The sequence below is a fragment of the Rosenbergiella metrosideri genome (genome assembly GCF_022602565.1).
GTDB classification, from domain to species: domain Bacteria; phylum Pseudomonadota; class Gammaproteobacteria; order Enterobacterales; family Enterobacteriaceae; genus Rosenbergiella; species Rosenbergiella metrosideri.
Window position 1 is genome coordinate 92,277 of the sequence record NZ_JALBCV010000003.1, and the last position, 21,646, is coordinate 113,922.

At 48.4% G+C, this 21,646-nt stretch carries 15 protein-coding genes; 7 read left to right on the plus strand and 8 right to left on the minus strand.

The features are described from left to right. Nucleotides 1-54: 54 nt before the first annotated feature. The gene (gene gabT, locus MKR94_RS04945; RefSeq protein WP_241645790.1) at nucleotides 55-1,311 is read right to left on the minus strand and encodes a 4-aminobutyrate--2-oxoglutarate transaminase; all 1,257 of its coding nucleotides are present in this window, start codon (nucleotides 1,309-1,311) and stop codon (nucleotides 55-57) included. A gap of 98 nt (nucleotides 1,312-1,409) precedes the next feature. Between gabT and pdxR the strand changes: the two genes are divergently transcribed. Continuing rightward, nucleotides 1,410-2,897: a MocR-like pyridoxine biosynthesis transcription factor PdxR gene (pdxR, locus tag MKR94_RS04950; RefSeq protein ID WP_241645793.1), complete on the plus strand. Its 1,488-nt coding sequence runs from the start codon at nucleotides 1,410-1,412 to the stop codon at nucleotides 2,895-2,897. Between the two features lie 45 nt (nucleotides 2,898-2,942). Here pdxR and MKR94_RS04955 read toward each other — a convergent pair whose 3' ends face one another. The 3 genes from MKR94_RS04955 to MKR94_RS04965 all read right to left on the minus strand — a co-directional run bounded on the left by MKR94_RS04955 (nucleotide 2,943) and on the right by MKR94_RS04965 (nucleotide 7,859). After that, nucleotides 2,943-4,316: an aldehyde dehydrogenase family protein gene (locus MKR94_RS04955; RefSeq protein ID WP_241645796.1), complete on the minus strand. Its 1,374-nt coding sequence runs from the start codon at nucleotides 4,314-4,316 to the stop codon at nucleotides 2,943-2,945. Between the two features lie 115 nt (nucleotides 4,317-4,431). Beyond that, nucleotides 4,432-5,742, minus strand: coding sequence for an MFS transporter (locus MKR94_RS04960; RefSeq protein ID WP_241645799.1), 1,311 nt, complete (start codon nucleotides 5,740-5,742; stop codon nucleotides 4,432-4,434). A gap of 86 nt (nucleotides 5,743-5,828) precedes the next feature. After that, nucleotides 5,829-7,859, minus strand: a complete 2,031-nt coding sequence (locus tag MKR94_RS04965; RefSeq protein WP_241645802.1) for a choline transporter — start codon at nucleotides 7,857-7,859, stop codon at nucleotides 5,829-5,831. A 200-nt stretch (nucleotides 7,860-8,059) separates the two neighbouring features. On the opposite strand from MKR94_RS04965, the gene betI reads away from it, so the two are divergent. The 6 genes from betI to ddlA all read left to right on the plus strand — a co-directional run bounded on the left by betI (nucleotide 8,060) and on the right by ddlA (nucleotide 16,336). Beyond that, nucleotides 8,060-8,653, plus strand: coding sequence for a transcriptional regulator BetI (betI, locus tag MKR94_RS04970; protein ID WP_241646008.1), 594 nt, complete (start codon nucleotides 8,060-8,062; stop codon nucleotides 8,651-8,653). Between the two features lie 15 nt (nucleotides 8,654-8,668). Next, the gene (betB, locus tag MKR94_RS04975) at nucleotides 8,669-10,141 is read left to right on the plus strand and encodes a betaine-aldehyde dehydrogenase (RefSeq protein ID WP_241645804.1); all 1,473 of its coding nucleotides are present in this window, start codon (nucleotides 8,669-8,671) and stop codon (nucleotides 10,139-10,141) included. 23 nt (nucleotides 10,142-10,164) lie between these two features. Continuing rightward, nucleotides 10,165-11,850, plus strand: coding sequence for a choline dehydrogenase (gene betA / locus MKR94_RS04980; protein ID WP_241645807.1), 1,686 nt, complete (start codon nucleotides 10,165-10,167; stop codon nucleotides 11,848-11,850). 235 nt (nucleotides 11,851-12,085) lie between these two features. Beyond that, nucleotides 12,086-14,410 (plus strand): catecholate siderophore receptor Fiu, encoded by a 2,325-nt coding sequence (locus MKR94_RS04985; RefSeq protein WP_422047500.1) that lies wholly within the window; start codon nucleotides 12,086-12,088, stop codon nucleotides 14,408-14,410. Between the two features lie 57 nt (nucleotides 14,411-14,467). After that, the gene (locus tag MKR94_RS04990) at nucleotides 14,468-15,142 is read left to right on the plus strand and encodes a Fe2+-dependent dioxygenase (protein WP_241645809.1); all 675 of its coding nucleotides are present in this window, start codon (nucleotides 14,468-14,470) and stop codon (nucleotides 15,140-15,142) included. 102 nt (nucleotides 15,143-15,244) lie between these two features. Then, entirely contained in the window at nucleotides 15,245-16,336 is a 1,092-nt protein-coding gene (gene ddlA / locus MKR94_RS04995; RefSeq protein ID WP_241645811.1) for a D-alanine--D-alanine ligase, read from the plus strand. Here the strand turns inward: ddlA and MKR94_RS05000 are convergent. The 4 genes from MKR94_RS05000 to MKR94_RS05015 form a co-directional block, all read right to left on the minus strand. Further along, the gene (locus MKR94_RS05000) at nucleotides 16,314-17,744 is read right to left on the minus strand and encodes a GGDEF domain-containing protein (RefSeq protein ID WP_241645813.1); all 1,431 of its coding nucleotides are present in this window, start codon (nucleotides 17,742-17,744) and stop codon (nucleotides 16,314-16,316) included. The genes ddlA and MKR94_RS05000 overlap by 23 nt on opposite strands. A gap of 134 nt (nucleotides 17,745-17,878) precedes the next feature. Next, the gene (locus tag MKR94_RS05005) at nucleotides 17,879-18,688 is read right to left on the minus strand and encodes a 5'-nucleotidase, lipoprotein e(P4) family (RefSeq protein ID WP_422047501.1); all 810 of its coding nucleotides are present in this window, start codon (nucleotides 18,686-18,688) and stop codon (nucleotides 17,879-17,881) included. A 28-nt stretch (nucleotides 18,689-18,716) separates the two neighbouring features. Next, on the minus strand, nucleotides 18,717-19,832 hold the full coding sequence (rlmG, locus tag MKR94_RS05010) for a 23S rRNA (guanine(1835)-N(2))-methyltransferase RlmG (RefSeq protein WP_241645816.1): 1,116 nt from the start codon (nucleotides 19,830-19,832) through the stop codon (nucleotides 18,717-18,719). Between the two features lie 90 nt (nucleotides 19,833-19,922). Then, a complete protein-coding gene (locus MKR94_RS05015; RefSeq protein ID WP_241645820.1) occupies nucleotides 19,923-21,611 on the minus strand; it encodes a chloride channel protein in 1,689 nt (562 codons plus the stop codon). Nucleotides 21,612-21,646 lie beyond the last annotated feature (35 nt).

Consider the following 21,646-nt stretch of genomic DNA (forward strand, 5'->3'; position numbering starts at 1 on the left):
ACCCCGTTACATACAGACTAATGTTCAAGGCTACCCTGTCGAGTGCCCGGTGAATTAAGTGGCATGCTGCATTAACGCTTCGCTTAAGATCTTAACGCCTTTGCGGAATTGATCAGTTAGGATAGTTAATGGATAGAGAAAACGTATCACATTGCCTTTCTGACCACAGGTTAACAACAGTAAGCCTTGTGACATCGCGGTGTCCTGGATAGCCTTGGCTGTGTGTGCATCCTTAAGTTCAACCGCAATCATCGAGCCTAGCCCTCTAACTTCCTCAATCGCCAAACAGTGTTGGGATAGTTGGGTCAGAGTCTCGACCAGTTCATTGCCCAAATTGTTCGCTTTGGCACAGAGATTTTCTTCTTCGATAATCTCAAGTACCGTGTTAGCCGCGGCGATCGCTAAGGGGTTACCTGCATAGGTTCCCCCTAAGCCACCCGGATTAGGGGCATCCATGATCTCCGCACGACCACTCACCGCTGAGAGGGGATATCCCCCTGCTAAACTTTTCGCCATGGTGATGATGTCAGCCTTAGCGGTGTAGTGTTCCATTGCAAAAAGCTTGCCAGTTCGTGCAAAACCGCTTTGCACCTCATCGGCGATCAACAAAATACCGTATTGGTCTGCGATATCACGCAGGGCTTGCATAAACGCTTGTGGCACCACGCGAAAGCCACCCTCGCCTTGGATTGGCTCGATAACTAGTGCTGCAACGTTATGTGGTGCGATGTCACAGCTAAAGATATCGTGCAAACTTTCCAACGCTTGCTCTGTGCTCACCTTTTTCCCGTCCGGAAAGCGAGCATGGAACACAGATGGCACCATAGGACCAAAATCTTGCTTATAAGGTGCAACCTTTCCGGTCATTGCCATGGTCATCATTGTTCGGCCGTGGAAAGAACCCGTAAAAGTGATCACCCCATGGCGCCCGGTTGCACTCCGTGCAATTTTCACTGCGTTTTCTAGGGCTTCTGCACCCGTTGAGAAGAACGCAGTTTTGGCTGGCCCCTGCACAGGAACACGTTGATTAATGCGTTCGGCTAATGTGATATAACTTTCGTAAGGAACGATCTGAAACGCAGTATGCGTAAATTTCTGAAGTTGTTCCGTGACGGCCTGCGTAATTTTAGGATGTCGATGACCGGTATTTAATACCGCGATGCCCCCGGCAAAGTCGATGAACTCACGACCATCCGTGCTCCAAATTGTGGCATTCTCTGCACGATCGACGTACCACTCACACATTACTGCACTACCACGGGGCAAAGCCTGCGCTTTACGTTGATTAAGGCTCTCGTTAGTTCCGCTCATCTCTTTCGTCACTCACCATTAAAGTTAGTAGACTTCATTATTTATCCTTGATACAGATCGATAGCGAGAGCCATTTACGACTAAAAAGAAGGTACCAATTGCGATCCCTGTATGCTGATCACTTACTGGCAAGGTTACAAAAAATCCCCGATGGACGATTGCACCAGCGCGTATTGCAGGTATTGCAACAAGCCATCACGGAAGGTATTTTTCCGCCGGAAACGCGATTACCTGCCAGTCGAGATCTGGCAAAAGAGCTGAATATCTCGAGAAATACCGTGCTTAATGCTTACGAATCGCTGTTAGCTGAAGGCTATGTTACCACCCGGACCGGAAGTGGTACTTGGGTGGCAAAAATGCTACCGGAATTCTCCCCTGAACCGGTGCAACCCTACTCATTAGAAAATCAGCGGGCGCTACCCGCCCACAGCCTTTCTACTCGCGGTTCGGAACTTCTCGGCTATGCAAACGCTTCGCCCTATCAGTGGGGAGCTTTCGTACCCGGTGCCCCCGACGTTACCGCCTTTCCACATCAGCTATTGCGCAAGATAGAGAACCGTCTACAAAAATCACCACAGATCGACCAGCTCATTTACAGTAACGGTGGCGGCTGCCCCCATCTTCGCCAAGCATTAAGTGAATATTTACGAGTGACTCGCGCTGTAAAAGCCGATGCGGAGCAGATCATTATTACTGAGGGGATTCATCAGACGGTCGATTTAATTTCTAGAGTTCTCGCAGATGTGAACGATCCGGTTTGGGTTGAAGATCCAGGTTACTGGGGGACCCGAAATATCCTTAGGTGTAATGGTCTGCAACTGCATGCTCTCCCCGTCGATGCGGATGGCATGATCCCAGAGCCTCGTCATGCCCCCCTTCCGAAAATGGTCTTTGTCACACCTTCGCACCAATACCCACTCGGTGGACTCATGTCATTAGCTAGACGTCAGCAATTACTTGATATGGCACGTCGTCAGCGCTTTTGGATTATTGAAGATGATTACGATAGCGAATTTCGCTTCTCCAATCCCCCCCACCCTGCGCTGCAAGGGCTCGAAGATAATGCCCCTGTTCTTTACATGGGGACCTTTAGTAAAACGCTTTATCCCGCATTACGGATGGGATATCTGGTGGTACCAAAGAGTTTAAGTCATCCGTTGCGGACCGCTGCGGCAGAGCTATATCGTGGGGGGCACTTAATCAAGCAGCGGGCGATTGCTGAATTTATTCGTGAAGGGCATTTCGCCGCGCACATCCGTCGAATGCGGCTGCTTTATCATCAACGTAGGCAGTTTCTTTTAGGATTGATTTCACGTTACTTAGGGGACGCCTTTTTACCACGCTATAGTCACGATGCGGGGCTGCACTTAGTGTTATCGTTACCTGATGGCTGCGATGACGTGGCTATCGCCAGTCGAGCATTACATCAAGGCGTGGTGGTTCGAGCGTTGTCGCAATATTATTTTGCGCCACAACAGGAGAGAGGACTTTTACTGGGCTATGCCTGTGTCGACGAGCCGACGCTGTTTACAGCCTTCACTGCGCTGCGTCAGTGTTTATGCCAAGCTGGAGTTATCGAGCCATAACGTTTAAAGCCGGACAGCTTTCAAACTCGCTGTCCGGCTTGGCAATTAACGGCGGTCTACCCACACCGTCTGTATGTTACAGAACTCATGTAGACCGAAGTGGTTCAGCTCACGTCCATAACCACTCTTCTTCACCCCACCAATCGTGACCCGAGGGTCCGATGCGCCATAACCATTGACGAAGACGGCACCGGTCTCTAGCTGACGAGTGATTTTATCAGCGACCGCGTTATCAGCCGTCCATACCGTCGCCGCTAGGCCAAAGTCGCTATTATTGGCCAGTTCAAGGGCATGCTGCGCATCACGCGCTACAGTTAGGGTTGCAACCGGGCCAAATACCTCCTCACGGAAAGCGGTCATCGTTTCAGCCACCTCCGCGAGAATGGTTGGTGCGTAATAGTTCCCCTCTCCCGCGACTTTCTCGCCACCACAGACCAAACGGGCACCCTCGGCTAAGGTTTTTTCGACTTGTAGGTGTAACTCGTCACGAAGATCGTAACGTGCCATAGGTCCTAAATAAGTCGTGTCGAGCATGGGATCGCCCATCGATAAGTCGGCGACTGCTTGCGTGAATTTTTGCTCAAATTGTTGAGCAATGCTCTCTTCAATAATAAAGCGCTTCGCCGCCATACAGACTTGCCCTGTATTTTGGTAACGACCAATCACTGCCGCTTTTACCCCTTCATCTAGATCTGCATCGGCTAACACAATAAACGGGTCAGATCCGCCTAATTCTAGGACGGTTTTCTTCAATGCTGCCCCAGCTTGAGCCGCAATGGCTGAGCCTGCGCGGACGCTACCCGTCACAGCGACAGCAGCAATTCGTGAATCGGCAATTAAGGCAGAAACACCGTCATTATCGATATTCACGATATCGAAAATACCTGCTGGTGCATCAAGCTTATCGAAGATATCTTTCATTAAATAGGCACAGCCCATCACGTTCGGGGCATGCTTCAGCAAATAGGTGTTCCCTGCTAACAACATCCCCGCTGCACCACGAAGAATTTGCCAGTACGGGAAGTTCCACGGCATGACAGCAAGGATTGTCCCCAGCGGTCGGAATTCCTGCCAAGCTTTCTTATTTTCAACCAGTGTTGGCTGAGGGGCTAATACTGCTGGGCCGTGCTCGGCATACCATTCACAGACTTGCGCACATTTGTTCACCTCGGCACGAGATTGGGTGATAGGTTTACCCATCTCACGCGTGGCCATCGCCGCTAGCTCTTCGTTACGTTCGCGCAGCGCTGCCGAGAGCTGTAATAGTACATTGCGGCGTTCCTCTAGCGAGACTTCACGCCAAGTTTTCTGAGCCTCAGCGGTGCGGCGAACAATCGCCTCACATTCGCTTTGGCTCACAAAAGGATACTCTTTGATCCGTTGACCATTGGCAGGATTACGAGAATGTGGATGTGACATAGCGACCTCATAACAAATGAATTAACGATGACCACAACACTACGTGTTTTTAATAACCAATAAAAATGAATAATTAAAACAAAGTTATTATCTAAAAAAGAATAACTTCCCTCTATCATGACGGTGTGGTCGGATTATCGTTTGATTCGATAGGTTCTTCATCGTCGGTATTCACCATCGTATTGATGATATCCGCTTCATCGATCACCGGATTTAACGCCGCGGTTAATGGCGAGCTCACCAAGCCATCGGTCAGCGGTACGTGTGCAACCGCCTCTTCTTGTAAGCGCTTAGGAACAGGGAGGGTTTTCCAACTCAGCGCAAAAATCGTCCCGCCGCACACCACAAAAAACAGATAGAGCATATTCCCGCCAAAAGACTCCATTAATACGCCGGTAAATAGAGGACCGATACTGGCACCAATCCCGTAGGACATCAGCAGACAAGCCGTCAACGATACACGGCGCTCTGGGGTAATTCGGTCATTGGCGATAGCTACCGCTAAAGGGTAGAGCGCAAACTGCACCATACTGGCTAAAAAAGCGATCGCCATCAGTACGATAAAAGAGGTATGTACCAGAAAAACCAGTGGTAACGACGCCAAGACATAGAGCGATGAGGTCGCTAGTAGGAGCCGTTGTCGTTCATATCGGTCAGACAGCCAACTCAGTGGAAACTGAGTCACCAGTCCGGCAAAGATCGTTAAGGCCATAAATAAGCCGACCTGTGACGTATCGAACGATAAGGTGCTGGCATAGACCGGCGCCATGCCATAGAAAGCCCCGATAATCATCCCCGTTACCAAGGTAATTACCAGTATTCGCGGAATATTTTTAAAAAAGTAACCAAGCTCTAAGGGCGCGGGTGACATCGGTTGAACTTTGGTGCGTGTTGTCAAAGCTATCGGTACCAAGCAGAGCGAGAAGCAAAGCCCAACGATTAATAAAGGAACGAGTTGATTGCTAAAGTGCAGCGTTAATATCACCTGCCCTGCCGAGAGGCCTAAATAGGTGGCGACCATATACAGACCGAAAATGACGCCGCGTTGCTGAGGTTCAGCTTGGTCATTTAACCAGCTCTCCAACACCATATACTGGCACATCATCGCTAAACCGATGATAAAGCGTAAGGCAATCCATACAGGTACCCAATCCGTCATCCCATGGCCGATGACTGAGGCGGTAATGATGCCGGCACAGGCGACATAAGCGCGGATATGGCCGACACGGGCAATAAGGTTATGGCCAACTTTGCCACCAATCACTAGTCCGATATAGTTAGCCGCCGTGATGGCACCGATCATCGCACCTGAAACCTGCTGCCAACTCAAGCGTAATGAGACCCAAGTGGTCAATAAGCCGGAACCCAGTAGTAAAAGAAGCGTAGCAAAATAAAGAGGCAGAAAGGCATTAACAATTTTGTGCATAGCAGTATTCCAAAGAGTAATTACGATGGTGCCGACACGGTTGAAGACAATAAAGGGCTGGCGAGGATCCAGCCCTGATTGCGTCTTTATAGATTGGGGAAATTAATATGATTCCCCGGTGCTTCGCGATGAAGGTGGATAAAGTTAAGGTGTCGCTCATACTGGTCCAGCATGTCGATAATCACCTGCTCCTTACTGTAGCCGATTAAATCATTACCTTGGCTACCTTCAACCAAGAAGGTTTCAAGACGATAGTAGGTCGATTTACCACTTCGCGCGCGGTAAGTAAAGCCCGGTATCGCATATTTCTGTGGCCAAATCTCATACAAGAAGTTCTGTTCGTCACCGAGATTCACCATCAGTGACAGATGGCCCAAGCCGCCTTCCTCTTCAGGAGGTAAACGTTGCAGTTCAACATTTGCTCCTCTCACCTCAAGCTCTTTGGCAACATCTTGCATCGCCGGATAACAGATCGTGTCCATCATCTGTTCTGTATAACGACTGCCTGGGTAGGTCATTAATCGTGTCAGACGTTTCTTCCATGAGAGGCGATCATTCGCATTTACCAGATACGGCGCGGTATCTCTATTTGCGCTAGCACGGCGGAAGTCTTCAACCCGTAAGGATTTGAATAACCCGGCCATCACGAAGAAGATTACGAAACTAAAGGGTAATCCCATAATCACCGTCGTATTTTGCAGCGCAGAAATACCGTTGGCCATCAACATCCCTAAAGTTAACACTCCAATCGTTACTGACCAGAAGATACGAACCCAGTTAGGAGAGTCAGAGTTGATATCCTTCAAACGGGTAGTGAAGTTACCTAATACTAACGAACCAGAATCGGCAGACGTTACATAAAATAGTAAACCGGTAATCGTCGCGACCGACGCACTGAAAGTAAATCCTGGATAGTGCGCTAACAGACTATAAAAACCGCGTTCTGGGTGCGCTAGCACCTCTTGAGCAAAGGCATGATCACCATGGATAATTTCATAAAGTGAGGCGTTACCAAATACCGATAACCACAATAATGTGAAGGTAAACGGAATAATTAACGTACCCAACACGAATTCACGGATCGTCCGCCCGCGGCTAATGCGCGCCAAGAACAGTCCGACGAACGGTGACCAAGCAACCCACCATGCCCAGAAAAAGAGCGTCCAGTTATTCATCCATTGTGTCGGACGGTCAAAGGCGAACGTATCCAGTGCCATACCCATAAAACGGTTAACATAGTCACCGATGTTGAGCACGATTGCGTTAAGCAGGAAGCTGGTATCGCCGACACATAAGACAAAAATAATCAGTCCCAGCGCGAGCAAGACATTAAGCTCGGAAAGTAAACGAATCCCTTTATCCACCCCAGAGGTAACAGAGATGGTAGCAATCACTACAGATAGCACGATCAGGGCTGCTTTAGCGGCTAAGCTGTCTGGGATATGGAAGAGGACACTCAAACCGTAGTTTAACTGCACTACCCCTATGCCGAGGGTGGTGGCAATACCAAAAATTGTCCCGATGACTGCCGCAATATCGACGGTATGGCCAATTGCCCCATTCACGCGTTTACCGAAAATCGGGTATAACGCCGAACGAATGGTGAGCGGTAAATTATAGCGGTAACTAAAGTACCCCAGTGCGATCCCCATTAAGGCATACATCGACCAACCGGTAATCCCGTAGTGGAATAACGTCCAGACCATCGATTGACGTGCGGCTTCAATGGTTTCGCCAGCGCCTTGAGGTGGCTGCATATACTGCGTCACAGGCTCAGCCACAGAGAAGAACATTAAGTCGATACCGATCCCTGCTGCGAAGAGCATTGCAGCCCAACTCGAGAGACTAAATTCGGGTTTCGATTGTTCTGGCCCCAGTTTTATAGACCCGTAACGCGAGGCAGCAATATACACGACAAAAACCATGTAGATCACAGCCGCCAGCATGTAATACCAGCCAAACGTCGCTGATACCCAGTTTACGGTTTTCAAAATCCAAGCCGCGGAGAGATCACTATAAAGAATAGTGGTCAACGCAAATAATAAAATCAGTCCGGCTGATGTATAAAAAACAACCGGATTAATTTTATTATTTCCGGTAGCAGGTGGTGTTGTCATTCTTTACCTCAATCCTCTTTCCAAGGGTAAGTAAAATCATTAGGCCAATACTTAACCGAGTAAGTATTGCATCGATTAGCATTTTTGAAAGGCCCACTCCTTTTTTATCTCCCCCAGCATAACAATTTATTTTTTTATATTGAACAATCAATCAAAAAAAGTTTTAATAAAGGGGATTTGATAATTCAGGAGTAACGGTGATGCCTAAAGTAGGTATGCAACCCATTCGGCAGCGACAATTGATTGATGCCACCCTTGCAACCATTAATGAAGTGGGGCTGCATTACGCCACCATTTCACAGATTGCAAAACGGGCGGGCGTCTCAACGGGCATCATCAGTCACTACTTTGGTGACAAAAATGGGCTACTTGAAGCCACGATGCGCGATATTACGTCTAAACTTCAACTAGCCATTTTGGTAAGGTTGAAAACATTAGCGGGCGCCTCGGCGGAAGAGCGACTGAGCGCTATCGTTGACGCGAACTTCGATGAAACGCAGGTTCATCCTGCGGTAGCGAAAGCTTGGTTAGATTTTTGGGCCAGCAGCCTACACCAACCTGGATTACACCGATTACAAAAGATTAGCAGCCGCCGGTTATTTTCTACGCTTACGGCTGAGTTTCATAAAGAGTTAGGTAAAGCGCCCGCGCGCGTCGCGGGTTATGGGCTAGCCGCACTCATTGACGGCCTCTGGTTACGTGCGGCGCTCAGCGGAGATCCCTTTGATCCGCAAATGATTAAAACTATTACTCGACAATTTATTCGCCAACAATTGACGAGTATTCACTCTTAAAGACGGAGAACAACGATGTCCCAATTCGCTGAACAGTTACTGTATATCGATGGTGCCTACGTCCCTGCACAGAGCGGTTCCACGTTTGAGACAGTTAACCCTGCAAACGGCCAGGTGTTAGCTAATGTCCACGCTGCGGGCAAAGCCGATGTCGACAACGCGGTAGCCGCTGCACGTAAAGGCCAAAAAATTTGGGCTGCCATGACGGCAATGGAACGCTCTCGTATTTTACGTAAGGCTGTTGATATTCTACGTGAACGTAACGACGAACTGGCCGCGCTGGAAACCCTTGACACAGGTAAACCTTTTAGTGAGACGTCCGCGGTTGATATCGTCACCGGCGCGGATGTGTTGGAATACTATGCAGGATTAATACCGGCTATTGAAGGTCAACAAATTCCACTGCGTGATACCTCTTTTGTCTACACACGCCGCGAACCGCTTGGCGTCGTCGCAGGGATTGGGGCGTGGAACTACCCTATTCAAATCGCACTATGGAAATCTGCACCCGCGCTGGCAGCAGGTAATGCGATGATTTTCAAACCAAGTGAAGTGACGCCACTTACCGCGCTGAAACTGGCAGAAATCTACACTGAAGCCGGTGTGCCGAACGGTGTGTTTAACGTCTTACCAGGCCTCGGTGCTGAAACCGGACAAGCCCTAACTGAACACCCAGGTATCGATAAAGTTTCCTTTACCGGTGGTGTGGTCAGCGGTCGTAAAGTGATGGCGAATGCAGCAGGCTCTACGCTGAAAGATGTCACCATGGAACTGGGGGGGAAATCACCGCTGATTATCTGTGAGGATGCCGACCTCGACCTCGCTGCCGATATTGCCATGATGGCTAACTTCTATAGTTCAGGCCAAGTGTGTACCAACGGTACCCGTGTGTTTATTCCGGCGCAGCATAAAGCTGAGTTTGAACAAAAAATCTTAGCCCGCGTGAAAAATATCCGCGCCGGCGATCTTAACAATGCTGACACTAACTTCGGTCCTCTTGTGAGCTTTGCTCACCGCGATAACGTTATGCGTTTTATTGAATCAGGTATCAAAGGCGGAGCAACGCTCTTAGCTGGCGGCAAGCGTATGACAGGTGAAGCTTTCGATAACGGTGCTTGGGTCGAGCCGACAGTCTTTACCGATTGCCGTGATGATATGGAGATCGTGAAAGAAGAGATTTTCGGACCGGTAATGTCCATCCTGAGCTACAACGACGAAGCAGAAGTGGTTCGTCGCGCAAATGATACCAATTTCGGCCTCGCAGCAGGGGTTGTTACCCAAGAGTTGAATCGTGCACACCGCATTATTCACCAACTGGAAGCCGGGATTTGCTGGATTAATACTTGGGGTGAGTCTGCGGCAGAAATGCCTGTCGGGGGTTATAAGCATTCTGGCGTGGGCCGTGAGAATGGGTTAGTAACCTTGGAGCACTATACCCAAATCAAATCGGTGCAAGTTGAACTGGAACGCTTCCAGTCAGTATTTTAATCCACAGAATTGAGGAATAAATAATGGAATACGATTATATCATTATTGGTGCAGGTTCTGCCGGTAACGTACTGGCGACGCGCCTCACTGAAGATAAAGACACCACGGTTCTCCTGCTTGAAGCAGGAGGCCCCGATTACCGTTTGGATTTCCGTACTCAAATGCCTGCGGCCTTAGCCTACCCTCTGCAAGGCCGCCGCTACAACTGGGCCTATGAAACCGAGCCAGAGCCTTACATGAACAACCGCCGCATGGAATGCGGTCGCGGTAAAGGCTTAGGGGGATCATCCCTTATCAATGGTATGTGTTACATCCGTGGTAATGCGATGGACCTCGACGGTTGGGCGAAACGCCCGGGCCTAGAGAACTGGAGCTATTTAGACTGCCTGCCTTACTACCGCAAAGCGGAAACTCGCGATATTGGTCCTAACGACTATCACGGTGGCGAAGGCCCGGTGAGCGTTGCCACCCCAAAAACCGGTAACAATCCGCTGTTCGCAGCCATGATTGAGGCAGGTGTCCAAGCAGGCTACCCGCGTACCGATGACCTTAACGGTTATCAGCAAGAAGGCTTCGGCCCAATGGATCGCACCGTCACGCCTAATGGACGCCGGGCAAGCACAGCTAGAGGCTATCTTGACCAAGCGAAGAGCCGCAGTAACTTAACGATTATTACCCATGCAACGACTGATAAAATTGTCTTTAACGGTAAGCGCGCGAGCGGTGTCGATTACCTAACGGGCGGCAGTAAAACGTCACAACACGCCGATGCGCGTCGTGAAGTTTTACTCTGTGCTGGCGCAATTGCTTCGCCTCAGATCCTACAACGCTCTGGCGTAGGCTCTGCTGAATTATTGAATAAATTCAATATTCCAGTAGTACACGATCTGCCAGGGGTTGGCGAGAACCTGATGGACCACTTAGAGCTGTATTTACAGTATGAGTGTAAAGAGCCAGTGTCCCTGTATCCAGCACTGCAAATGCACAATCAACCTAAGATCGGTGCCCAATGGCTATTCCAAGGCAAAGGGATTGGTGCGAGTAATCAGTTCGAAGCGGGTGGGTTTATTCGTAGCCGTGAAGAGTTTGAGTGGCCAAATATTCAGTACCACTTCTTACCGGTTGCCATTAACTATAACGGGACGAATGCTGTCAACGAACATGGCTTCCAATGCCACGTAGGGTCGATGCGCTCGCCAAGTCGTGGTCATGTTCGTATCAAATCTAACGACCCTTACGAGCATCCGGCAATCCTGTTCAACTACATGTCTCACGATCAAGACTGGCAGGAATTCCGTGATTGTATTCGACTCACGCGTGAAATTATCAATCAACCTGCATTAGATAAATACCGTGGCCGCGAAATCAGCCCTGGTCTGGACTGCCAAACCGATGAGCAACTGGATGAGTTCGTTCGTAACCATGGCGAGACCGCTTATCACCCATGCGGCACCTGTAAAATGGGTACCGATCCAATGGCTGTGGTCGATAATGAAGGTCGTGTACACGGTATGCAAGGACTGCGCGTAGTAGATGCCTCAATCATGCCAGAGATCATTACCGGCAACTTGAACGCCACTACCATCATGATTGGTGAAAAAATCGCGGATATGATCCGTGGCAAAGCTGCTCTCCCACGCAGTACCGCCAGTTACTATGTGGCAGGTGATGCACCCGCTCGCAAAGAACCGATGAGAAAGCCAGCCTAACGGGCTGACTCAGTTCAAGGGCGATACATAATGTATCGCCCTTTTTTTTACTTAAAATATCTCTTCCCCTTCCCCCAGCAATACCATCAGATAAATTCATAATCTGAAATAACTCCTTATTAAAATCTGAAAATAACCTTAGGAATTGCTTACAACTCTTTACCTTTTACTAAAAAATATTAATAATGCGAACGCTCCTGATAACCATTCTCATTGGTATTTACAAGGTAACCTCGTGAAAAAAAATAAAAATATCGCGCCTTCATTCATTGAATTATCAAAATTAGGCGTCTTTGCAGGATTATGTGTCGGGTTAACACCGCCGGCCATCGCTGTCACAGCAAATAATCCCTCTACACACACTAACAAATTGAGTGAGAACCCAAAAAGTGATGACACCCTCATCATCAAGGCGACGCTCCCTTCGCTATATGTCCCGAAAACCTTGTCGGACCCTAAGTTTACGCGTCCTCTCGCGGACACCACACGTACCGTAACAGTGGTGCCTGAAAAAGTTATTCAAGAACAACACGCAACCACTCTTACCGATGCAATGAAAAACGTCGCCGGTGCGGGGGCATTTTTTGCTGGAGAGAATGGTAGTTCGACGACTGGCGATGCGATTTATATGCGTGGCGTCGATACCTCAAATAGCATCTACGTAGATGGTATTCGCGATATTGCTGCAGTTAGCCGTGACACATTTAATATTAGTAGCGTTGAAGTCCTTAAAGGGCCTTCCGGTTCAGACTATGGCCGCAGCGCCCCGTCAGGCTCGATCAACATGATCACTAAAAAGCCCGAGTTATCGACCAACGTCGATGGATCGTTAAGTTACGGTAGCGCCTCGACTCGCCGTGCAACCGTCGATTACAATCAGATGATCAACGATAATGCCGCTTTTAGAATCAATGTGATGGGCGACAATGGTCACGATAAGACCCGTGATAAAGTCAGCCACGAAAAATATGGGTTTGCACCGTCTATCGCTTTTGGTTTAGAGACTGACACCCGCCTATTCCTCGATTATGTCCATGTTCATCAGAACAATACCCCTGATGGCGGTATTCCAACCATAGGGCTACCGGGCTACAGCGCGCCAAAAGGCTATTCAGCGCTGAACAGTGCCGGAAGAGTTAATCGCCATAACTTCTACGGTACCGACTCGGATTACGATAAGTCCAGCACAGACAGCGCAACAATGCGCTTCGAACATGACTTCTCCGATGTAACGACCATAAGAAATACCACTCGCTGGTCGCAAACTAGCCAAAAATATCTTATGACTGCTGTCATGGGCGGCGCGTCGAATATCCAAACCTATAATTCCCGTAATGTCAATGACTGGACCTGGAGTCGTTTAGCAAATACCCGTGACTCAGTGAATAAAATCCTGACCAACCAAACAAATTTAACCACTAAGTTCAGTACAGGAAGCGTTAAGCACGACGTAAGTACTGGGGTTGAATTCACTCATGAGAGCCAAACCATCCGCGGGCTAAATGCAATTTCCCCCCCTGCCGTCAATATCTATCATCCAGATAGTTCGATCTCGGTGGGTGGCCTGTCTCGCAATGGTGCAGATGCCCATGGCACCACTGATACTTTTGGCCTCTACGCATTCGATACCCTACAACTGACCGAAAAGTTCGAAATTAACGGTGGCGCCCGTTTAGATAGCTACCAAACCAATTATAAATCAGCAACCGCTTGCGGTGGCTCGGGCAGGGGTGCCGTTACCTGTAGCGCTGGGGTGGCGAAAGGTACGCCGGTCAAAACCGTCGACACCAGTAAGAGTGGAAATCTGTTTAACTGGAAAGCGGGAGCCTTGTACCACCTGACCGAGCAAGGTAACGTCTATGTTAACTATGGTGTTTCACAGCAACCGCCGGGCGGAAATGATTTTCAATTAACGGCTAGCTCCACCACGTCTAAAAATGCTAACAGCACAGACTTCCAGCCGCAAAAAGCGGCGACAGCCGAAGTCGGCACGAAATGGAACTTAATGAATAGCCGCTTACTCCTGACCGCTGCCCTCTTCCGCACGGATATCAAGAATGAAGTTGAGCAAGATGCCAGCACTAAAGACTATTCACAAGTCGGTCGCAAACGTGTTGAAGGCTACGAGCTGACGATCAGTGGCGATATCACGGATAACTGGCATGCATTAGCGGGCTATACCTTACAGAATGCGAAAGTATCTGAAGGGAAAGCGGTGAATAATGATGGTTCTAAATACCTCAGTTATACGCCTCGCCATGCATTCACTGCTTGGACAACCTACCAAATCACACCTGATTGGGTAGCCGGAGCGGGTGCCCGTTATGTCGGCAGTATGCATCGCGGCACTGATGGCGCGGTAGGTACGCCAAATACCATCAATAACTACTGGGTTGCCGATGCGATGACAGGCTACCAAGTGAATCGTAACCTCGACCTTCAGTTGAATATATATAATCTGTTTAATAAGCACTATGTGCAATCTATCAACAAAAGTGGCTATCGCTACCACCCTGGCGCAGAGCGCAGCTGGGTGCTAACGGCGAACGTACACTTTTAATTTTCAGCCAATGCTGTGGCACTTTGCCACAGCATGTTGTTAGTGAGTTCGCAGACTATGATGCATCACATTAAAGGCGTACTAAATGCCGAGCAGCTATCCACCCTCACTGAGCACCTTGCGCAAGCGGAATGGGTCGATGGCAGAGTGACAACCGGCCAACAAGGGGCGGCGGTCAAAAGTAATGAGCAAGTGAATACCCACACCGCGCTGTATACTGAGCTACAACAGTTCGTTCTGCAGGCAATTAATCAACATCCACAATTTTTTAGCACCACACTCCCCGTTAATATCTCCTCACCTCTATTTAATCGCTACCAAGGAGGCGGGGCCTATGGCTTTCATGTCGACGGTGCAGTTCGACGTGAAGAAAACCTCTGGTTACGTACCGATATCTCTGCCACGCTTTTTCTAAATGAACCGGAAAGTTATGACGGTGGCGAGCTCGTCATTCAAGACACCTTTGGACAACATAAGGTTAAACTGCCTGCGGGCGATATGGTGATCTACCCTTCCAGTAGTTTGCATTGTGTGACACCGGTTGTTGCTGGCCATCGCATCGCATCATTTATGTGGATCCAATCGATGGTGCGTGACGAGAAAAAACGCGCAATGCTTGGCCAACTCGACAGCGATATTCAACAGCTGGCAGCACTCGAAAGCGCTAACGAAACACGTATGAATTTATTAAACCTGTACCACAATTTGTTACGCGAATGGAGCGAAATTTAGGCGTTAGACATTAACCCTTCTTATCGCTACTGCCGAGCATTGTCACTCCCATCACGACCTGTTATGTTGTCATCATACAGTTAAGTTACGGATAAAGAGTTTATGAAACAGCGGGTCGGTATCATTTTTGGTGGGAAGTCAGCAGAACATCAGGTTTCGTTACAATCAGCACGAAATATTTTAGAAGCGATTGATAAAACAAAATTTGAAGTTGTTCTGTTGGGGATAACGAAACAAGGACAATGGTGCAGCTATCGTGTTGAACATTTCCTTGAGAATTCGACCGACCCTAAACGCATTGAACTGGCAGAAGCTGATGGGAAGCTACACTTGCAACCCGGCCAACCGCAAGCGATTAGCTCGTCTTCGGCGATCGACCTTTCTCAGCTCGATATCATTTTCCCTATCGTTCACGGTACGTTAGGCGAAGATGGTACGCTACAAGGCCTATTACGTATCCTGAATTTACCTTTTGTCGGCTCAGACGTACTGGGCTCAGCAATTAGCATGGATAAAGATGTCACCAAGCGTCTGTTACGTGATGCGGGCTTAAATATCGCGCCGTTCGTTACTCTAACGCCAAGCAATATTGAGAACATCAATCTTGATGACGTCGTGTCTCAATTAGGCTTACCATTATTCGTTAAGCCTGCTAACCAAGGCTCGTCAGTCGGCGTCAGTAAAGTGGAGACCTCAGCTCAGTTAGGTCCAGCCATTGAAGAAGCTTTTCGTTTTGATCGCAAAGTCTTGGTTGAGACGGCAATTATTGGTCGTGAAGTCGAATGTGCGGTATTGGGTAACGAGCATCCGCAAGCGAGTCGCTGCGGAGAGATCGTCCTCTCGGATCAATTTTATTCTTACGAGACCAAGTACATTAATGAGCAAGGAGCCCAAGTGAAGGTCCCTGCCGATATCGATGTAGCCATAGAGAATAACATCAGAGAGATAGCGCTTAAGGCTTACCAAGCTGTCGAATGCTTTGGTCTTGCGCGGGTTGATGTATTCCTTACTCCAAGCAATGAAGTGATTATCAATGAGATCAATACACTGCCTGGCTTCACCAATATCAGCATGTATCCGAAATTATGGCAAGCGAGCGGCTTAAGCTACCAAGATCTGATCACTAAATTGCTCCAGCTGGCGGTCGAGCGCCATCAGCAACAAAATAAAATCATGGCGGCGTTCGATCACTAAGCGCTGGACTACCCTCGGACCAATCGGGGGTAGTCAGATTTCGGCCTTTGGCTTTAGAAAGATAGAGCCGTGAATCGGCTTTAGTGACCAACCGCGTAATTATCTGCGCCCACTCTTCATCGTGATCAGCAGTCGCCACCTCTAACCCTAAGCTTATCGTAATTGAAAGCGAACGATCGCTTAATGAAAAATAATGTCGTGCAACCCGTAAACGTAGCGTTTCAGCCTGTTGATAGAGCTGCTCGCGGGAAATATCGAGTCCAACCAACGCAAACTCTTCTCCGCCAAAACGGGAGATATAAAATTGCTCTTTGCACTCACGTCGCAGAATGTAGCCCAATTCACTGAGTACTGAGTCTCCCGCCTGATGTCCGAAATTATCGTTAATCGCTTTAAAATAGTCGATATCAAATAGAATCATCCCAACCGATCGTCCAGACGGTAACGGGATATCACTGAGCTTGTCGAAAAGCCCAGCGCGAGACAACAGTTGAGTTAAAAAATCAGTATTGGCTCGGATTTCTAAGCGCTTATTTAATGTCTTTACCGCATCAATTGTGACTGACACCATAAAAGGTGTCAGTACCATAGCGGCAACGCCCAGTCGAATTGAGACAAGAGTCATAATTTCGGACGGACTGTTGACAAAGTGCTCACCAATTAACTTCTCATAAACCATCATGATTTCGAGAATGCCGACCAAGAACGTCACCAGAGCGGAAACAAACACGGGTAGGACCAATGCACACCAGATCAACACTGGCAGCGGAAAGGCAATACTACCTGGCCCGCTAACCAGTGCTGCCCCCAGAAACAGAAGAGGCACCGATAATACTGCTAACACCGATGTTCGCTGCCAGACAAATTTTTGGCAACCTTTAAAACTGAGGATGAGTGGCAGGATCATTAATCCCGTCGAGAACTGTTCACTTACCCACAGGGCAACATTCAATAGAGTATCGGTAAGGGTTTTCCCCTCCATGCTGACGATCCCCCCCCACATCCCGGAAAGTAAGGATGCCGCGAGACAGACTGGAAACAAGATCAGCACTTGTCTGGGCGTGAGCTGATCAGTAGGGCTTTTCCACTGGCCTCTAAGCCCTATCGCCATCACCGCAATAAAGATAATGTTTGCCATATTGATTAAGATTGCCGAGGATAACCATCCAGAAAACAGATAATCATTAAGGAACATTGCCAATGCACAGGCCAAATAATTGATAGGACGATGGGTCGATGGATAGCGAACAAAAATACCCGACACCACGGCATTTACTATCCAGAACATCGATAGCACAAGGGGTAAGCGGAGATGACTGCTGACATAGCAAAGAAAGAAGGTGAGCAAAAACAGGGCAATGGTATCAGTAATACCACGAAGTCTTTCCAGAAGGGCGATCTTTTCCATATGAGCCGATGCGCAATGCATGTCCTTTTTAAGCGGATTAGGTCGGGCTAGCGGTACTCCCTAACCCGATTGGCTGTCATTTAACCATAAATTTCGTGAATAGGTTACAACAAACCGTGCCTAATACAGTGGCGTTAAGGTGTTTTTTTCCAAACACGTAACGCTTGCTCTCTAACTTGGAGCTTAGCTGAAGGACTCATTTTGGCGTAATTTGAGCTTAATCCTGACTCCCAGTCGCCATAGCTTGGATTAGGAAGTAAGAAGAATTCGGTCCCAAATTTATCATGATTCTCTCTAACAAAACGACGACGCTGAACATTATTTTTATGCCAAGTGGCTTGGCCAAAATCGTTGAGGTTATCCCCAACATAGACCACTACCTGGTAACCTTGATTCTTAATGCTATCAAATCGCGCTTGTTTATTACTGCTGGATGTATTCAATAATAAGGTTTCTGACGAGATACCAGGGAAACCGAGTGCACGAAGGTTATCTGCGGTTGCTTGGCGATCTTGTTCAGCACGGTTGGAGACATAGAAAATGGTCCCGCCATGGCTATCAATATAGCGAGCAAAATCGACGGCCCCCGGAATGGCTAAGGCTTGCTTGGCATGCGTCCACTGAGACCACGTGGCATCCGTAAAAGGCACCTGCTGTTGTGCCGCCCACGCTTGGTACGCACTGTTGTCAATCATCGTTTCATCAAGATCGACAATCACCGCTGGGGAATGTATGCCCCTAGCGGCGGCTTGTTGGAAAGCTAACGTCGCGAATCTAAAGGTCTGAAGCGCAATCGCTTGGTATTCGCCCGATTGCTGCATCCAGTTTACTGCCATGGTGGATTGATCGGCCAAACGTTGATCTGCGAGTTTTTCCTGTGAGGTACAGGCACAGAGCGCACTAATTAGCGTGACGCAAGACATGAATTTAACCGCATTCATCATAGCAATTACCCAGTTATCATGAGGAAAATTAGAGTTTCACTGAGCGTAAAACAACAAAGCGTGCATCGGAAGCAATTAATTGGCAATTACCAAATAATTTTTTTAATTTTCGGTGATAATCGAGATGACGGTTTCCTATAACACGTAACTCACCGCCATAGCCCAGGCATCTTTTGGCATCTCTAAACATTTGCCAGGCAATATGATCGGTGATCGCGCTTTGCTGATGGAACGGCGGGTTGCACAATACGGCTTGCACACTGCCACCGGTAAAGCCACTCAAACTATTATTGACGGTGAACTCACACCGGGAGCGATCGTCTGGTAAGTTTTTCTCAACATTAAGCTGACTTGATGCAACGGCCATCCACGATTCGTCAACAAAATGCACCTTGGCTTCCGGATTTTGTTCTAACGCCAGTAATCCAACGACTCCATTGCCACACCCCAAGTCAACGATAGTACCTTCGAGTTGCGAGGGTAAGTGTTGTAAGAACAGTCGCGCGCCGATATCCAAGGATTGCCGCGCAAAAACATTGGCATGGTTATGCAATGTGTAAGGCGTCCCCTCTAACGGCCAACTCAATATTCCATTATTGGCAGCGGGTTGTGCAACGGTCAGTTTGGCAAAAACGAGACGCGATTTTTTCCAAGCCAAGGAAGTGTGTGTCTCACCTAACCATTTTTCAAACAGCTCAAGGGTGGAACGATGAATATCTTTTGCTTTAGCTGCTGCAATGATCACCGTCTCGGTCGTTATGACTTGACGTAATGTTTGCAGTTGATGCTCAAGTAACGCTAAAGTTTTCGGGATTTTTATCACTACTGCAGCCATGCCTTCGGGTAACGCGGCAAGGCTATCTAAAAACCTGACGTTATTCACAGACAATTCATTGATCGCAAGATTGTGCAAGGTGGCTTGCTGGCTGATAAACGAATCGCTAACTTGCCAAACTTCGCGAGGTTGAAGCCCGCAGGTTAGCGCCCCAAAATTATCATTAAAGACGAGGACAGGGCCGTCTGGTAATGGCTGCTGGAGTAAATATTCATCTGCGGAATCCCACGCTTGTAAGTTGGGATCTGCCGCATTGGTTGGGAATCGGTTAAGGGTAAGCGATTGCCCACTTACTTGCAGTTCATTCATCGAGGTTTTCTCTGTCTGGTCGGATAATCATTAACGTGGCGAAGTATACGCAGTTTCTGTGTTAAACCCAACAATGCTCAGTATTTGGCCCTATAAGAAACTTTCTGCCTGCTGGATCAAACTCGTTTTCGTTAAGGCTCCAACGAATTGTCGCTGCTGAGGGTTATTTAACACTGGCAATCTTTCGAGAGTCACTCGGCTGAAAGCTTCCCACCCCTGTTTTAAGGTTTGATCTTGAAATACATAGGGGAAATCCGTTTCCATCACCTGTTCGATCGGAGAATTTAACGTGATGTCCTCGGCTAATACCTGTTCAACGATTTTATGAATAGAGACCACACCCAAAAACCGCTGCTCTGCGTCGATGATATAAACGTAGCGCTCGCGTTTATACCCACTGGCATTAAGTGCTTGTTGCACCGAGTCTTGAGGGGAAAGACAGGCTCCAGGAATAATCACTTCGCTAATACGGGTTTGGTCGAAAGTAAATTTTGCGTTCGCCCGAGATAAATGCGTGCCAATTAACGGATAAGTGGTCGGTGAGTGGCACTGATAAGTCACCATGGTCGCCACGACACAAGCAATCATTAATGGAAATAACAGACTACTGTTCAGTGTCATCTCCATCACCATTAAGATCGCCATCAAGGGGGCCTGCGAAATTGCCGAGAGCACGGCGGCCATACCAATCGCCGCAAATAACCACGGACTAAGCTGCGTAATACCCAGTTGTTGGCTCACTAGGCCACAGATCCCCCCTAGCGTAGCACCGATCATTAATGCTGGGGTAAACATTCCGCCAACCGCCCCAGAGCCCACTGAACAGCTTGTCGCGATGATTTTCAGTAGCAGTAAGGTGAACAGCATGGGCATGAGATAGTGACCAGCGAACAGGTTGACAATAACCTCATAGCCATTGCCCAGTATAGCTGGAGAGATAATCGCTAAACTGCCTACGGCGGCGCCCCCACACGCCAGTCGAAGCGGGAGCGAAGGAATATGGTTGAACCACTGGCGGGTTTTCTGCGTCAGGATAATAAACCCAAACCCAATCATTCCACTGATTAGCGCCAGAATAACGGTAATCAGTAACGACCCGGTTTGAATTGAGAAGGGCAAATCCATCAAAGGATATAATGGCGAACGAAAGCCCAAAAAGTACATCGTGAGAACCGCTGTCACGGCCGACAACATAATGGGCATGGTTCGTTGTAAAGCTGAAATCCCAAAGGCGATCTCTGCCACAAAAATCGTCGACGCCAACGGAGCATGATAGACAGACGCTAACCCTGCAGCGGCGGCCATCGCCACCATATCGGTATTCGCTAAGGCAAATCTTTTAGGTACGAAACGGGCTAACCAGCTACCACAGAGTGCGGCAAGTTGTACCATAGGCCCTTCTTTACCGATCGATGCCCCACTACTGATACTCATCACTGAGGAGCACGCCCGAAGGACAGAAGAACCCGTTGGGACGGCATTAAGCCGTGCATTGATGACATCAAGATAATCGGATTTGATCGCCGTTTGTTTCTCGAGCTTTACGGCAAAATGCAATAATCCCCCCGCAATAGCCCCGCCTATCCCAACGATCAACGGCCAGTAAACCCACGGCCATACTTGCATTGCCTGAGTGATATCATCGCTGCGCCCAAAAACGGCAAGGTTAAACAGTGTAATCACCGTACGAAAAAGAAGTGTGACGCAGGCGCCTACAATCCCTACAGGAATTGCTAAAAATAATCCATGCCAACTTAGCGAACTGTTTTGTATTTTCACGCACCCTCCCCCGCTTCTATAGGCAGTGTAAAGGC

Bases quoted from the DNA above. Each gene is read 5' to 3' on its own strand.
- betI (WP_241646008.1), top strand. From the start codon at position 8,060: ATGCCTAAAGTAGGTATGCAACCCATTCGGCAGCGACAATTGATTGAT.
- MKR94_RS04990 (WP_241645809.1), top strand. From the start codon at position 14,468: ATGATGCATCACATTAAAGGCGTACTAAATGCCGAGCAGCTATCCACC.
- ddlA (WP_241645811.1), top strand. From the start codon at position 15,245: ATGAAACAGCGGGTCGGTATCATTTTTGGTGGGAAGTCAGCAGAACAT.
- MKR94_RS04955 (WP_241645796.1), bottom strand. From the start codon at position 4,316: ATGTCACATCCACATTCTCGTAATCCTGCCAATGGTCAACGGATCAAA.
- MKR94_RS04965 (WP_241645802.1), bottom strand. From the start codon at position 7,859: ATGACAACACCACCTGCTACCGGAAATAATAAAATTAATCCGGTTGTT.
- rlmG (WP_241645816.1), bottom strand. From the start codon at position 19,832: ATGAATGAACTGCAAGTAAGTGGGCAATCGCTTACCCTTAACCGATTC.
- MKR94_RS05000 (WP_241645813.1), bottom strand. From the start codon at position 17,744: ATGGAAAAGATCGCCCTTCTGGAAAGACTTCGTGGTATTACTGATACC.
- betA (WP_241645807.1), top strand. From the start codon at position 10,165: ATGGAATACGATTATATCATTATTGGTGCAGGTTCTGCCGGTAACGTA.
- MKR94_RS04960 (WP_241645799.1), bottom strand. From the start codon at position 5,742: ATGCACAAAATTGTTAATGCCTTTCTGCCTCTTTATTTTGCTACGCTT.
- gabT (WP_241645790.1), bottom strand. From the start codon at position 1,311: ATGAGCGGAACTAACGAGAGCCTTAATCAACGTAAAGCGCAGGCTTTG.
- betB (WP_241645804.1), top strand. From the start codon at position 8,669: ATGTCCCAATTCGCTGAACAGTTACTGTATATCGATGGTGCCTACGTC.
- MKR94_RS05005 (WP_422047501.1), bottom strand. From the start codon at position 18,688: ATGATGAATGCGGTTAAATTCATGTCTTGCGTCACGCTAATTAGTGCG.